The organism is Syntrophomonas sp. UBA5494, assembly GCF_002426325.1.
Map to the genome: position 1 here is coordinate 23,004 of NZ_DIPG01000115.1, position 15,578 is coordinate 38,581.

Genomic DNA, 15,578 nt, shown 5'->3' on the forward strand with positions numbered 1-15,578 from the left:
TCTGAATATGCTAATAGTGGAAGTTAGCGTGGAAGGGGGATAATATGAAAATCGGAATCGATCCCGGTCATGGCGGCGAGGATCCGGGCGCAGTAGGTCCGGGGGGGACATATGAGAAGGACGTAAACCTGGCCATTGCCCAGAGGGTACAGTTTTTGTTGAGCAGGATGGGAATCGAAACCCTGATGACCCGAAGTGATGACAGTTCCAAGAGCCTGATGACAAGATCCAACTCACTCAATGGCGCCAGGGTTGACTTTGCCATAAGCATACACTGCAACTCTTCGGCCAATCCCGGCCCCAACTATATCAGCACGTATATTCAGGCGGCTGGCGGAGAGGCAGAACTCTTGGCGATGCGGGTGCAGGCCAGAATGGCCCAAAGTACCGGTTGGCCCGATGGCGGAGTCAGAATTCAAAACCTGCACATGACCCGCGAAACACAAATGCCGGCTATCCTTTGCGAATGCGGCTTTATCAGCAACCCCGCTCAAGAACTCATGCTTAAAAGCAGCGAGGTTCAGACCCGCATTGCCAGGGCCATAGTTGACGGCATCAGCGAATTCCTCAATATCGAAACAGGGCCGCCTGCCGTTGAGCAGTGGAAGCAAGATATCATGGAGCAGGCTATGAAGGAAGGTTTGGTTAAATCCGAGCACGACGCTGAAGAGGCGGCTCCCAAGTGGTTTGTGCTGCAGGTGGCCTTAAACCTGCTTGACGCCCTGCGAAAAACGTGATCATTGTCTAGTGCAGGAATGAATTTATCATGACTTTCCGGCTCAAGCTTAAGCCCCCTTCAAAGGGGGCTTAAGTCGTTCATTTATAAATGCCGGGTGATATTTAAGGAGCAGCGACTAACCAGGCATTCCCGCGTCAGGCTATCGCTTTACCCCTTGGCCGGAGTTTAACAGCCCACTGCCAGGGCACTAATACTCACATTGGTGATGGAGACACTTTGAATGTTGAATGACTGAACATCAGCCACCTCGACAACATAGGTGCAGCAGTCCGGACAGTTCTGACATTCACACCAGTTGAAACCGAAGCTTTCACGGAAATCGACCTCTATACAACCATTTGACAGTGCAGATGAGGCGACGTCTTCGCCCGCTGCACCATAAAGCAGGCCGAAGGCTACTGTTTTCTGATATGTCCAGCTTCCCAGCGGAATGCGGTCGCCATCACAGACCTTGCTGAGTGTGAACAGAATAGATAGAGAGAGCCCTCCCAATCCTACATCTGCCAGTAAATTGATCACACTGGAGAAATCTACTTTAACGGATGGTTTCTCCAGTTTTCTGGTATCCAGGGTAACAGTGCCTACAACCACTTTAGCCGGCGTAAAACCCAGCGGTACAGGCCCGCTTATCAATGGCAAAGCCACGCCGGATCCGGTACCACAGGCCAGCACGATGTCTTTTTTTTCCGGGGGATTATCATAGCAGTCTCCGCCATTCGGGACTTTAAATTTGGGTGTCAATTGAATCTACCTCCTATTAATTATTGAGGAATTAAAACCATTAACCCGGGGCGCTTTTCCCTGACTGGAATAAAAGCATTATTCTGCCATTTATACCGTATTCTATTCATAATGATTCCGGCTTGTTACCGGGGACAAATGGCCACAGGTGCATCTTCCAAACTATAAGCCCCCGGGATGGGGGCTTTTATTGGCTGAGATGAAAGCTCCATGCCCTTTAGTCCACTGCCAAGGCGCTGATGCTGACATTGGTGAGCGATGCCGAAGTGATGCCGAAAGAATTAATATTTACGATTTCGACTACGTAAGTGCAGCATTCGGAAGGGCAAGGATCGCATTCGCAGAACGAGAAATTAAAGGGCTGCCGATAATCGATTTGCAACCCCAGGCCATAACTTTGTTGTGGCTGTACCTCGGCAAGGTCTCCGCCTATACCCACCGATTTCTTATAAGTCCAGGTTCCCAGATGCACTTTGTTGCCGTCACAGATCTTGCTGAGACGGAAATCAATCGAGAACAAAAGCCCAACAACGTACTCATTCAGGTTAATCAAGAAATTGACCACACTGGAGAAATCAACTTTTACGGTAGGCTGGACCATGCCGGAAGTGTCCAGATTGACTGTTCCCGCTACCAGTGCGTTGCCGGGGATGGCGCCGCCCACCCTATCGACAACTAAACCGGCACCGTCAGATACAGGCAAAGACAGGCCGGCAGCATTTCCGCAGACAAATTCGACCGACTTTTTTTTATGAGGATAATGCTTGGGCTTAGGCTGGGGACGGGAACAGCAGAAATCAGCATTATCGGGCATGGGATAATCATATTCAGGATCAGCAGAACAGGGAATTGCATGGCGAGGCTTTTTCAAATCAGGCACTCAAATAACCTCCTTAATAATAATTGGGCTGATAAATAGTAATCATTATTACCTTTATTGGAACAAAAACATTATTCTCCCATTTCTACCGTTATTGTATTCAGAATCCTTTGAAGTTGTTACCGGGGCGGTTGTCGAGTGTGTCTGATTCTAATTGAATGGCTATTTATATGAAAAAAACTATATTTTGTAAAAAATAAATTGCGACAAGTATTTGATTATCCTGGAATTATCAGTTAAACTGTTTTTAGCCCTATAACATGCGGATGAACGAACCTTCTCGATTGCTTCAATTCTAGGGGAGTAACAGATGATAGGCGCTTCCCTTGGTAGGGCAATAATCAAGGAGGTTTTTGTATGTATTCTGACAAAACGTTGAGCTGTAAGGATTGTGGTCGTGATTTTGACTTTACTGCTTCTGAGCAGGAATTTTATGCACAGAAAGGGTTCACCAATGAACCTGGCCGGTGCCCGGAATGCCGTGCTGCACGGAAATCCCAAATGGGGAACCGCGGCGGCGGGTATGGTCAGTCAGACCGTCAGATGTATGCGGCAGTTTGCGCCACCTGCGGCAAAGAAACAACCTTACCGTTCAAGCCCAGTGGGGACAGACCGGTATACTGCAGAGACTGCTACAAACCGCAACCCCGTAGAAACAGCTGGTAAACCGCTGAACTGAAACTCCCCGGATTCGCTTCCGGGGAGTTTACTTATTTTTAGCGGAAGTATTGTGAAATCTACCCGCAACTATAGGTGAAAAAGGGAACGGAAATAGGAAATGGTTGTTTCTAATCCTTGCGTGAGCGGGACGGCGTATCCCTTATTGAAATTGCCTCTACCAGCCCGGATGCAGGTAGTAGTATAGTATATTAACGAAGATTATAATGTTTATTAAGACCGCAGTATTAATTCAGGTATTTCCATGTTGCTGAACAGACTCTCTCCGCAGAGGCCCGCTCATGACTATAGCAGAAATTGTTGCCCGTCAACGCGATTATTTTCTTACTGATGCAACCAAACCGGTGGCCTTCCGCACGGCTGCCTTAAAAAGGCTGCAAAGAGGCATTGTGCAGCACGAGGCCAATTTACTGGCAGCCTTGAAACAAGACTTGAACAAATCGGATTATGAAGGATACATGACCGAAGTGGGCCTGGTCTTATCGGAGCTGCGGTTCGCCTTAAAACATATCAAAAAATGGACCAAGCCCCAAAAGGCGCCAACCCCCCTGACGCAATTTCATGCCCGGAGCTTCATCATAGCAGAGCCCTATGGGGTGGCCCTTATCATTTCTCCCTGGAACTATCCTTTTCAGCTCAGCCTTGAACCCCTGGTAGGAGCCATCGCTGCCGGCAACTGCGCTATCGTCAAGCCTTCCGAGCATGCGCCGCATACCAGCCGGGTGGTGGCAGAACTTATAGCGTCTTGCTTTCCCCCTCAGTACATCACCGTGATCGAGGGCGGCCAAGAGCAGAGTGAGCAGCTGCTGACTCAGAAATTGGATTATATCTTCTTCACCGGGGGCATTGAGGTGGGAAAAGTAGTCATGGAGGCCGCCTCCCGGAATCTTACCCCGGTTAGCCTGGAGCTGGGTGGAAAAAGCCCCTGCATAGTAGATCAGACCGCCGACCTTAAAATCGCGGCCCGGCGGCTGGCTTTCGGCAAATACCTGAATGCCGGCCAAACCTGTGTGGCTCCGGACTATCTGCTGGTTCACCACAGCGTAAGGACTCGTTTCATCAGTTTCCTTAAAGAAGCCCTGGAGGATTTTTTTCCTGACCGGAATTATGCCAATCTGCCGGTAATAATCAATGACAGGCATTTTGACCGCCTGTTGGGACTGATCAAAGATGAGAACATCCTGCTGGGCGGACGCAGTGATCCTCAAAGCCGATTCATCGAACCCACCGTAGTCGGCGATGTCTCGCCCGCCTCCCCGCTGATGCGGGAAGAGATCATGGGCCCCATCCTGCCGGTCATGAGCTTTGAAAACCTGGATGAGGTCATAGCCATCGTCAGATCCATGCCCCAGCCCCTGGCCCTGTATTTGTTCAGCTCTGACCGGGCTGCGGAAAAACGCATATTGAGCAGCCTGTCTTTTGGCGGCGGCTGCATAAACGATACCGTGATCCACCTGACTTCCCCCCACCTGGGCTTCGGCGGAGTAGGGGACAGCGGAATGGGCTGTTACCACGGCAAGTACAGCTTCGATACCTTTACCCATTACAAGAGCATTCTGAAGAAATCCAACTGGATCGATCTGCCCATGCGCTATCATCCCTATACAGCAAGCAAGTCGAGACTGTTGCGCCTGTTTTTGAAATAGGGGATATTAAGGCCGGGCAGTTGAAGGCGATCATAGCTCTCAAACATCTATAATATTCGCAGATAATGTGCTGATAAAGCACTAAAGGCGAAATACCTTCATATTCAGGTTAAAAAACCTTCTTCCAGGCAATCATTTGAATATAAATACACTTTAGGACGGGGGGAGCATCTTTTGCTATGTCCCTGTTTAATAAAATCTCTTCCATGAAATTCGGCATAGTTTTGCTGGGTTTAATCGGCGTTATGTCCGCATTAGGAAGCCTGGTATCACCCGATAATTTCTACAAAACTATGCAGTTTAAGCTGCTGCTGGTGTTGTTAATTATCAACCTGATGTTTTGTACCAACAGGCAGATCATGCAGTTGTTTAAGCGGGCTGGAAGAACTGCTAAACCAAAAAACAAAGTCGCGAGATTCGGAAACGTTTTGATTCATGCCGGCATCTTGCTTGTAATGGTAGGGGGAGCTTTAAATGCGCATTACGGCAAAGCATTAGAAGTTAGTATCGCCGAGGGCGGGACTGTTGACATATCAACTTTAATGCCAACCCGTGAGCCGCTGCAAGTACAACTGCAGCAAATTTCAATCGAATATAATGCGGACGGCTCACCGGCGCAGTATAGTTCAGTGATAAATGCGGGGGATGGGGTTCGCGATCAGGGACACTATATCATCAGTGTCAACCACCCCTTGACTCTTGCCGGCATCAAAGCCTATCAGCAAAGCTTGGGTTATCAGATCAAAATGCAAAGCAATTTTGGCCCCGATCAGCTTTTGCATATTGGACAGATATTATCCATACCCAATACTGAGCGACAGATTCGTATAAATGGATATGCCCCCAATTTTGATCCTTACCGAGCGGTTGACCCGTCCCTCAGGCCAGATAATCCCCAAGTAATAATATCTGTTTATGAAAGAGGGGTAGCGCTCGGCACCGGAATTGCTTCCTTTAATCAAACTATCAAGATCGCAGACGATACATATATTACTTTTACCGGAGTGCAACCATTTACGGTTCTAAGGCTGAAATCAGACCCGGGCATACCTTACGCAGCTGCCGGTGCTTTGTTGCTTGTCGGAGGAATCTGTTTTGGTTTGCTCTACAAGCCTTTGGGGGTTGATGCGAACAGTTCGGATGTGCAGGGCGGTCTAGGCAGCGAGGCGGTTCTCAACCAAAACCAGCGCTGTGATTCAGTTAACGGGAGGCTGAAATATTGACATCGGCTGTATATATTGCCCTGGTATTTTACCTGATTTCTTCTATTACATTTTTCTGGAGCGGTTTTAAGAATAGTTTGGAAAAAATGGCTTTTTCATTGGCTGCAGCTGGTCTTGCCTTCAACCTGGTTATCCTGGTGATGCGCGGCAGAATAAGCGGCAGGCTCCCACTTTCCAGCGGATATGACTTTCTGTTAACTTTTATTTTCATAACCGTATTGATGTTTTTAATATATGCAGCCAAATATCCGGTGAGGAACGCCGGAGGGCCGGTCATTATGATTGCCGCACTATTGCTCTCAGCTGCAGCCTTTATCATGCCTGATAAATCAAGCGGTTTAGCGCCGCTCCCGCCCGCATTGAGAAGCCCCTGGCTGACAGTTCATGTTTTGACTGCGGCTGCCTCCTATAGTGGCTTCACGTTGGCAGCCGGATTAGCCGCAGTGCAGCTCCACAAGTTGAATCAGATCAGAGAGGAAACGATTTACAGGGTTGTGTCCTTGAGCTTTGCCTTATTGTCATTATCGATTGTCTTTGGAGCGGTTTGGGCCGAACAGGCCTGGGGCAGCTACTGGTCATGGGATCCCAAAGAGACCTGGGCTTTGGTCACATGGATTGTTTATGCCGTCTATCTTCACCTGCACCGGCAGTCAAAGTGGCGGGGAAAGCCGTCTAACCTTCTGGTGGTAGCAGGATTCATTATAGTTCTCTTCACATTTTTTGGCGTGACTTATCTATTTAGCGGCATGCATAGCTATTCTTAAAGCTGAATTCAGGGATAAGGCTGCTCTGATATTTATCTCTTGTTAGGGTTGAATATGAATGGTTACACCGTGTATTTCCGATTTCCCCGGCATATCTTTTTTAAGGATTCCGGCGATTTTGGTGAAGGCGGTTAAAGTATCTAAGGTCGAATCATTGCCGAATACCAAACGATAATCAGGGCAACCTATGCATACAAATTTTTCTGGAGGTTGGCGGTATGCGTATATCGAATCGATCAGGTATTATCTGGGGTGTTGTGGCGTTGCTGGTTGTTATTGCCGGTATATGGCTGTATCAGGCTGTTGCTGGAAACCGTGACCGCAATAGCAATGTAGCCAAAAAACCCCAGGAAGAATCTTCTCAATCGACGCAAACACTTGTCATGCAGGGAATGGATGTCTTTAGATATGATACCTATGGTAATGAATATTACTTCACCGATACCCTGAAACTCCCTTTTGAAACCTTGCTGGCCACCCCGGCAGATACTCGTGAAAAGACCCTGGGGGTGATGACCGATAATACTGGTAAAGTGGTTGGCATTCAAGAAGTGACAGGCGATGACGGCAAGAAACGTTGGGGTATCACCTGCGCGTTTTGCCACAGTGTTGTGAATCAAAATGGCGAGCGCTTGGACGGCATCCCTAATACCCGTTTGAATGTGGGTGCAATACTGGCTCTTTCTCCGGCTCTCGACAACGCCAAAAAAAAGCAGCTCCTTAGTTGGGGTCCAGGTCGACTAGACGTTACATTTAACAATGAAGCCGAGGACGGGGTTAACAATCCTGCAGTGATGGAAGCGGCTTTTGGGACCAAGGGAATAAAATACTTCAATTGGAATGGCAGCTTTGAAAGTGCTGCCGAGCGCAGCCATTTCACCATGGATATTGTCGGACATGGTAATGGGGAATTTAAACCTCCAGAAAAGTGGGGAATCACAAACCAGGATCTGGGAGATGGAATCGACTTGATCGGTCCCAAAATGCCAGCAGTTGTTGCTTATCTGGAGTCTATTGATCCACCGGCACCGAACCCGGGTTCTTTTGACCAGGCCAGGGCTGCCAGTGGAGAAGCAATATTCGAGGGCAAAGCTAACTGCACCAAGTGCCACACCCCCCCGTTGTTCACTAACAACGAAAAGGTCAAACCTGAAGTGGTGGGAACCGATCCTGCTCATGCCAACTCCCCGGTTTTTAAGGACGGGACCTATAAAGTGCCGCAATTGCGCGGGGTTTGGGCGGTTGCCCCCTATTTTCATGACGGCAGCGCTAAAACTTTGATGGACGTCGTCAACCACTATGACCAGCAATTTAAACTTGATTTAAGTGAAGCTGAGAAAAGCGATCTGGTGGAATATCTAAAATCGCTGTATTAAGAATAATTTGACGCACCTCCTTTAGTGAAGAAGTGGGGGCATCATAAATGTGTCAGAATCCGTTTGGATAAAAAACCATATTGTTAAAAAATATGAAACCGCGCCATCCCGCGCGGTTTTTTGTTTTCTATTGGTGAGCCATGGAGGCTTCGAACCTTCGACACCCTGATTAAAAGTCAGGTGATCCAATTCGGGAATACCGTTATGCGGGTCAGTAATCAGGTGTCCGCTCCAATACATGCCGCTGTTTGGCGTCAAGCGGAGATAGTTGAATGGCGGAGACGATCATTCCATAGCAATCAGGCGATAGCCTATCCCCGGTTCGGTTAAAATGAACCCCGGCTGGTTGGGATCCTTTTCTATTTTCTTACGCAGCTGGCTGATGTAGATCCGCAGGTATTGGGAATGCTCCTGAGCTTCAGTTCCCCAAATGGCCTTGATAAGATGCCGGTGGGTTACCACTTTCCCGGCATTGGCGGCCAGTATCTTTAGCAGGTCGTATTCTATCGGGGTCAGGTGTATATCGGTTTCCGCAACTTTGACCAGGCGCCGGGAAAAATCCAGGAAGAGATCACCAATCTGAACGACCGGTTCGTCTTTGACATTGGCCTGATGGCGCAAAGCCACCCTGATCCGGGCCATCAGTTCACTCACGCTGAAGGGCTTGGTCAGATAATCATCGGCCCCGATATCCAGCGCCTGGACTTTTTCATGATCCTGGCCCCGCACCGACAGTATGATTACCGGCACCTGGCTCCATTCCCGAACTTGCCGCAAGACTTCCAATCCCTCCTGATCCGGGAGACCCATATCCAGTATGATCACATCGGGGCGGGCCGTTACGGCTTGGTAAAGGCCTTCTTTAGCGGTCGCAGCTTCGGTGAAATCATACCCGTGGGCTATCAGGCCGATTTTTAACAGCCGGCGGATTTCCAACTCATCATCGATTACCAATATCTTGGCTCCCATCTCTTGCCTCTCTATTCACTTTGAATATAATTAGAAAACATCGCCTGCAACCGGCAGGGTAAAATTAAACCGGCTGCCTCTTTCAGACTGGCCGGCAGCCCATATGGTCCCCCCGTGCGCTTCGATAATACCCCGGCAAATAGACAAACCCAAGCCTGTGCCGCTAACATTCCCGGGAGACTGCAGACGATAAAACTTGTCGAATATGAACTCCTCGTCGCCCGGGGTTATACCTTCGCCCTGGTCGGTTACCGACACTTTCAATAATCCGTCAACTTCGGCCGCGCTTACTATTATCTCACTATGCCGGGGGGAGTATTTGACGGCGTTATGCAGCAAATTGGTCAACACCTGTTCGATTAAGGCGTAGTCAACTTTAATGAGCGGGAGTGCATCGGGAATCTCAACTTTGACTTTGTGCCCTTTGAGGATCTCCTGGTTTTCGCGCAGGGTCACGCCGATAATGTCCTGTATATCCGACCAGTCCGGATTAAGTTTCATATAGCCGCTCTCCAGGCGCGCCATATCAAGAAGGTTGTTTACGAAACGGTTCATGCGCTCAGCCCCCAGCTTAATGCCATTTAACAAGGTGGCCTTTTGCTCTTCATCATATATGGCTTCATCGTCGACCAGGCTGGAGACCGCACTCATAATGGAGGTGAGCGGTGTCTTCAAGTCGTGGGAAATAGAGTTGAACAAAGCCGCCTGCAGTCTTTCACTGGCCTCAAGGGTTCTCACGTCGTGGGCTTCCTCCGCTAATTCGAGCCTCGCTATAGCCAAGGCCGACAGCCCCGCCAGAGCCTGCAGCAGATTTATCTGTTCGGCTTCAAGCAAGTTGTTAGACGGTTTTACTGCCAAAACCGCCATGGTTTTTTCCTCGGTTTTGACCGGTACATGATAACCCCTGGCGCCGGTAAAAGTGTCAGTGCCTAAGCCGCTCGGCTGAGAGTGGCTGAAAGTCCACTGGGCCGCCAGCAAATCGTTGGGACTCGACGCCAAATCAGTCAGGGTTTTGTTTGCTGCAACGACTCTGAGTTCTCCGTTATGACCGGGCATAAACAGTGCCGCTTCGGCATCCAATGTCTCCGCCGTCTGCTTGACCACCTGGCTGACCAGCATGTCCAGGTCGGCTGCCGCCGATAATCCACGGGCCAATTCATATAGAACCCGGGTCTGTTTCTCGCGTTGGGTGGCTTCTTGCGCCCGGCAGCGGAGCAAATCACTCATATTGCCGGTGGTATATGCCACCATCATAAACACCAGGAAGGTGATCAAATGCCGGGTATCACTGACCGCCAGGTTAAGGATGGGCGGCATAAATAACACGTCCCAACATAAGACGCTGACCAGGGCTATGAAGAGCGATTGTCTGACCCCCAAGCGGGAGGCTGCAAAAATAACCGGCAGCAAATATAGCATCCCGATATTGGTTAACCCCAGGTAATCACTGTACAACTTGCCGATCAGAGTAACCGCTGCGGTGAGGAACAAAGAAAATATTATCAGCCTGCTGTCTTGATCCGTTGTATAATCGATCCGAAGACTGGCGTGAATAGCTCTGCCGATTTTGCGCCAATAGTTTGATCTGCCCAAGCAATGCTGCCCTCCGCTTCTCGCATACCATGAACTGTATTATTCTACCCGGTATCGTAATTCCCTTTTCATTATAATTGAAGGGCCTGGGGATTACTAAAGAACAGGTTTATGGCTTTTGGCCAAGTGGTAAGTCTTGAGATCTTCCAGATAGAACGGGATTATAGATACGATGACATTGCGCTTTTTAAGCATGGCATTAGCGATAAACAGGCTGGTGTTGTTGTGCAAGGCCATCTCCCAGCGGTGAGGGACGAAAAACTGCGGCAGCAGCACGGTGATAATATCTCCCGGCTGGGAGGCATGCTCCTCAGAATCAATATATTCAGTCAAGAGGTTCACAACTTCCCGGTAGGGGGAAAACTTGACGATCAATGGAATATCCGTGTCCAGCAAATTCCATTTCCGCCGCAGCTTTTCCGACTCGCCTGCATAGACCTCCACGTGGAAAGCTTCCACATGGGAAGTTATGCTGCGCGCATACCGCAGCGCCTTCACCACCATAGCGTTAAAGCTATCGACCGGTACGATTACATGATGCTGATAATCGCTGTTCAGATTTATTTGGGCTAGAGATTCGTTGGGTATGTCCAGCTGTTGAGCCACAGACAAATAATGGGTTTTGATCTTCAGCATGACCGTAATTATTAAAGGCACCACTACAAATACTATCCAGGCACCCTCGGCAAACTTGGTAATGCCTATGACGGTTACCGCCACACCGGTAGTTGCCGCCCCGGCCGCATTTATTAAGGCCTTCCATGTCCACCCTTTCGACCGCTCTTTCCACCAGTGGATAACCATCCCTGCCTGCGATAGGGTGAAAGAGGTAAAAACGCCCACCGCATAGAGGCTGATCAACAGATGAGTATCGGCCTGGAAGACAATGATTAAAATGGCCGCGGCCAAGCTCAGGAGAATGATACCGTTGTTGAAATTGAGCCGGTGACCGCGCATGGAAAGCTGTCTGGGGACATAGCCGTCCTGGGCTATGACGGACAGCAGGGTGGGGAAACCGCTATACGCGGTGTTGGCGGCTAAAGCCAGGATTAAACCAGTAGTGGCGGCCATGATGTATAACATCAGACCGGGCCCGAAGATGCTTAATGTCAACTGGGTTATGACGGTTTGCCGGGGGTCGGGCACTATCTGATACAGATTGGCCAGAACCGCAACGCCGCCAAAACATACTATAATGGCCAGAGCCAGCAAGGCATAGACGGTTTTGGCTTGCTTGGCGGCCGGAGCCTTAAAGTTGGGTACCGCATTGCTGATTGCTTCTACTCCTGTTAAAGCGCTGCATCCCGAAGCAAATGCTCTGATAATCAGAAACATGGTTACAGCCTGAATACCTGGTGTTGCCGGGATGGCCTCTGCAGCCGGAAGGGCAGGCATGCCGCCGGTAAGGTATTTGATAATACCGGCTGCTACCAGGACTACTATAGATAGTATAAAAGCATAAGTAGGCAGACTGAAAATGCGCGATGATTCGCGGATTCCCCTTAAATTACCTACCGCCAGCAAAAATATCAGCAATAAAGATATGGCGACCCGATGCGCATAAAGAGACGGAAACGCCGAGGTGATGGCCGCACTGGCTGCAGCGATACTTACTGCCACCGTTAAGGTGTAGTCTACCGACAAAGACGCCCCGGCAGCCAGACTGTAGATCGGTCCCAGATTATCCTTGGCCACCACGTAAGCCCCGCCGCCGTTGGGGTAAGCGTCCACCACATGGCGGTAAGACAACACCAATATGATGAGCAGGGCAATAATAGCCAGGGCAATACGCGGCATCCACATAAAAGAGGCCAAACCGATCACCGGCACCAAAACCAGCAAAATCTCTTCCACCGCGTATGCGACCGAGGAAATCGAATCACTGGACAGGATGGGCATACCCCAGAAAACATTTAATTTTTCATTTCCCAGTTGGTGGCTGGCCATACTTTTGCCAAACACGAACCTGCCTAAACGCCTGAACATATTGATTACCTGCCTTTTACAGATGACTAAAACGGATAGTATTAGTCTTAGCTTTGTTAACTATAGTAAAACTGCGCGGCATAAATAATCTGTATCGATTCTCTATGAGAAGGATAAAAAAGTTGTATAGAAGGCGAAGCCAAAATCCTTTAAAGTCACAATGCAGAAGAATTGCCGGGTATGTGATTTGTAAGATGGGTCACTCCTGGGAGAAGGTATCCAGAACAAAGAGGCCAACTTCCAATTTGGGCCTCTTTTGGCCGGAGGCCGACAATGTATCCCCCCTAACTTACCAAAATAAACCAAACCTTGACCCCGACCTTAGGTAGGAGTTTATACTGAAAGGGGTGATGACATGGAAATCATGATCAAGATAGGCGAATTTGCTCAGTTGACTGGAGTCACAGTAAAAACGGTTCTTCATTATCACAAAATCGGTCTTTTGGCAGAACCGGTGAGGTCCCCAAACGGCTACCGGCTTTACGGAGCGACAGAACTCCATAGATTGCAGGCTATTAAGCGGCTAAAGGCTTTAGGTTTTAGTCTTGAGAAAATAAAAGATATGCTGGGAGATCCCGCTGACAGTACTACTATGCGTTCGGTTCTGGAATCATTGGCAAGAGAGTTGAGCAGCGAGATAAATACACTGCAAGCACGGCTTGAAAAGGTTCAAAAGCTGTTAGCGGCCGAACCGCTTCTCATATTGAAGGAAGATACGGCAACATTTCAGATGGTCAACGATATTATCGGCACCGAGCATTATGAATCGTATCCTGATGTAAGGGAAAAGGAGCGCCAAATCTATGAAGTCTTGGATAGTTATGAATGGGGTCTGAATCATCAACAGTACTACGTGCAGTTGGCTGAATATCTTAAAGACAATCCCGAGGTTTTTCAAAAATTAATAAAAATGAACGAGCGGCTTGTTGCAATTGCTGACCTACCCGAAGATGCTCAGGAGATAGATGAACTGGCCAGGGATTGTGTTCGAATATTGAAGTGCATTCCTATTATTGAAACCATGTGCAGTCTTGAAACTGTGAACCCTTTCGATCCGCTGCTTAATGAAATGCTGAGCAGCCTTTTAACCCCGGCTCAAATGAAATTCTGTGAACTCAGCCTGCAGTACAGTAGGGAAACCGGACCTTTTAATAAATAACGGAAGGCAGGGTAATATGAGGGTGAAAACTATTTTGTCAAAACTTTCGCGCTATTCACTACCCATCCTGCTCATTTTGGTTATAGCAGATATTGCACTCTTCGGCAGCGGGATTATCTCTAAAGAACAAATGAAGTACTTTATCCTGGTACCGGCTATCCTGGAACTCACTTTCCTGATGATCCTCCTGTTCAACCTTTCTCGTATTATTGCTCGTTATCGAACTTTGAAAAAAGCAGGTGAGGAAACCTTTGCCGCCTGGCAGGAAGCTTTGGAAGAGATATTCCCGGCACGTGTAGCCCGCTTGATTTTAATCGAACCTCAACTGTATTATGCCTTATACCTCTCATTGAGGAAGAAACAGCTCCCCGATAAAACCGCATGTTTTGCCACCCGCCTGGCAAGCTACCTGTTTCTGGCCAAGGCCATTATTGTGATATGTTGGTTAGAGATCCTGGCCGTGTTTCTAATGCTCCCCGACCGGTGGCTGGTATGGAAGGTGGTTCATTTGGTGTTAGGCGTATGGGCCATAATGTGGATATGGGCAGATGCCCAGGCTATGCGTCTTTATCCACACCAAATGACCGGTAAAGGAGTAAGATTCCGGGTAGGTCTTCGCTACCACCAGGAGATACCCTGGGAGTATATCAGAGCAGTAAAACGAATAGAGAAGCCGGCCCCCGGCATTGCCCCTGGTCCGGATAAAAAAAATCCGGGAAGCCTGTTCCTGTCAGTTGGTGAAAAATGTAATGTCGAAATTGAACTTAACCCGCCCCAGTCCTTTCAGGGCATGCTGGGCAATAGGTTAGAGGTTGGGAGGGTCTATCTTTCCCTAGAAAAGCCAGAGGACTTTATGCTGAATATTCCAAACCCCGCTTTAGTCAATCAATACAATGCCTGAGCCCATTTTAAATGGAACAGTTCTTTAAAATTTACTTCCGAGAGACCTGGCTTTTTTTAATAATCTTCCTGAAATTGCCGGCTTTTGCAAGTTTGGATTCAGGGGTTCGCTGTTCCAGGAGTAAAAACATGGTTGTTCCCTGCCATAGGTCACTGATCCTATAAGCAAAGTCCATGCTATAATAAAGGGAGCTATGAGGAATTGAAGCTTAGGTTTTGCTATGCTATCATTGAGATATAAAAGGAGTTGCCGCTTGTGGTATGGCGGCAGGTTCGTAAATTGGGTTTAGGCCGCCTTACACAAAGGCGGCCGTATTATTTTCTGAGCATAAAGCACAGAGAAATAATTCCTAAGATTACCAAGCAGAATTGAAACAACTCGCCATATGTAATCATATCACCATTGCGCCTGGTCATTGAAAAGATTTGGTTTGGCCGGACAAATCGATTAAGCGGCATTAGTTTTTCCTCATAATTTATTCTCATCTTTATTCTGCAGTGGTTTTTTTCCTTTGTTAACAGAGTGCGGCTTGAAAGGCTTGGAAAATTGATGCTAGAATGGTAAAAGATCGAAACACCAAGCGGAATAATAATATGGGATTATGAGGAGAAAATGGTATTTATGAACAACAAGAAATTCACAGCAGGTATCCTGGCGGTTGCCATGTTGTCGGGAATATTTTTAACAGGATTTACATATCAGCAGGGCATAGGAGATGTCTATTATGAAACCAAATCGAGAATTTATGATAACACTACTTATCACGAACAATTGGCGGGTCATAGTGCCAACGGCATCGTGAGGGCATATTTTGTCAACGCGGATACCCAGGACACGGATTTAAAGCCCTATGTATTTGAAGGTGAAGTCACCGGAACCTATACGATGAATACCATGATCAGCACTTTGGAGAATCAAGGCTA

14 protein-coding genes are annotated in these 15,578 nt (G+C 48.2%); 9 read left to right on the forward strand and 5 right to left on the reverse strand.

Annotation, left to right across the window (positions count from 1 at the left end):
- The first annotated feature begins 44 nt into the window (after window positions 1-44).
- Window positions 45-737, forward strand: coding sequence for an N-acetylmuramoyl-L-alanine amidase family protein (locus B3W37_RS12825; protein ID WP_483170811.1), 693 nt, complete (start codon window positions 45-47; stop codon window positions 735-737).
- Window positions 738-904: 167 nt separating this feature from the next.
- Here the strand turns inward: B3W37_RS12825 and B3W37_RS12830 are convergent, their stop codons facing one another.
- Together B3W37_RS12830 and B3W37_RS12835 are read right to left on the reverse strand one after the other, a co-directional pair.
- Window positions 905-1,480 (reverse strand): DUF4489 domain-containing protein, encoded by a 576-nt coding sequence (locus B3W37_RS12830; protein ID WP_483170812.1) that lies wholly within the window; start codon window positions 1,478-1,480, stop codon window positions 905-907.
- 217 nt (window positions 1,481-1,697) lie between these two features.
- On the reverse strand, window positions 1,698-2,360 hold the full coding sequence (locus B3W37_RS12835; protein ID WP_483170814.1) for a DUF4489 domain-containing protein: 663 nt from the start codon (window positions 2,358-2,360) through the stop codon (window positions 1,698-1,700).
- Between the two features lie 357 nt (window positions 2,361-2,717).
- On the opposite strand from B3W37_RS12835, the gene B3W37_RS12840 reads away from it, so the two are divergent.
- The 5 genes from B3W37_RS12840 (at window position 2,718) to B3W37_RS12860 (ending at window position 8,047) form a co-directional block, all read left to right on the forward strand.
- Entirely contained in the window at window positions 2,718-3,026 is a 309-nt protein-coding gene (locus tag B3W37_RS12840) for a zinc-ribbon domain containing protein (protein WP_481037815.1), read from the forward strand.
- A 293-nt stretch (window positions 3,027-3,319) separates the two neighbouring features.
- A complete protein-coding gene (locus B3W37_RS12845) occupies window positions 3,320-4,684 on the forward strand; it encodes an aldehyde dehydrogenase (RefSeq protein ID WP_483176058.1) in 1,365 nt (454 codons plus the stop codon).
- A gap of 179 nt (window positions 4,685-4,863) precedes the next feature.
- Complete coding sequence (locus tag B3W37_RS12850) at window positions 4,864-5,907, forward strand: cytochrome c biogenesis ResB family protein (protein ID WP_483176059.1); 1,044 nt, start codon at window positions 4,864-4,866, stop codon at window positions 5,905-5,907.
- Window positions 5,904-6,671 carry a cytochrome c biogenesis protein CcsA gene (gene ccsA, locus B3W37_RS12855; protein ID WP_483170818.1) on the forward strand — a complete coding sequence of 256 codons (768 nt, stop codon included), beginning with the start codon at window positions 5,904-5,906 and terminating at the stop codon, window positions 6,669-6,671. The genes B3W37_RS12850 and ccsA overlap by 4 nt, the downstream gene beginning before the upstream one ends.
- A 218-nt stretch (window positions 6,672-6,889) precedes the next feature.
- Entirely contained in the window at window positions 6,890-8,047 is a 1,158-nt protein-coding gene (locus tag B3W37_RS12860) for a c-type cytochrome (RefSeq protein WP_483176060.1), read from the forward strand.
- A gap of 285 nt (window positions 8,048-8,332) precedes the next feature.
- Here B3W37_RS12860 and B3W37_RS12865 read toward each other — a convergent pair whose 3' ends face one another.
- The 3 genes from B3W37_RS12865 to B3W37_RS12875 form a co-directional block, all read right to left on the reverse strand.
- Window positions 8,333-9,016 carry a response regulator gene (locus B3W37_RS12865; RefSeq protein WP_481037820.1) on the reverse strand — a complete coding sequence of 228 codons (684 nt, stop codon included), beginning with the start codon at window positions 9,014-9,016 and terminating at the stop codon, window positions 8,333-8,335.
- 30 nt (window positions 9,017-9,046) lie between these two features.
- Window positions 9,047-10,609, reverse strand: coding sequence for an ATP-binding protein (locus tag B3W37_RS12870; protein ID WP_483170823.1), 1,563 nt, complete (start codon window positions 10,607-10,609; stop codon window positions 9,047-9,049).
- 96 nt (window positions 10,610-10,705) lie between these two features.
- Window positions 10,706-12,595 (reverse strand): APC family permease, encoded by a 1,890-nt coding sequence (locus B3W37_RS12875; protein WP_483176061.1) that lies wholly within the window; start codon window positions 12,593-12,595, stop codon window positions 10,706-10,708.
- Window positions 12,596-12,950: 355 nt separating this feature from the next.
- Here B3W37_RS12875 and B3W37_RS12880 point away from each other — a divergent pair, with 355 nt between their 5' ends.
- The 3 genes from B3W37_RS12880 to B3W37_RS12890 all read left to right on the forward strand — a co-directional run.
- Window positions 12,951-13,754, forward strand: a complete 804-nt coding sequence (locus tag B3W37_RS12880; protein WP_483176062.1) for a MerR family transcriptional regulator — start codon at window positions 12,951-12,953, stop codon at window positions 13,752-13,754.
- Between the two features lie 22 nt (window positions 13,755-13,776).
- Complete coding sequence (locus tag B3W37_RS12885; RefSeq protein ID WP_483176063.1) at window positions 13,777-14,655, forward strand: hypothetical protein; 879 nt, start codon at window positions 13,777-13,779, stop codon at window positions 14,653-14,655.
- 621 nt (window positions 14,656-15,276) lie between these two features.
- Window positions 15,277-15,578, forward strand: a 302-nt coding sequence (locus tag B3W37_RS12890) for a hypothetical protein (RefSeq protein WP_483176064.1), incomplete at its 3' end; no start/stop codon positions are given.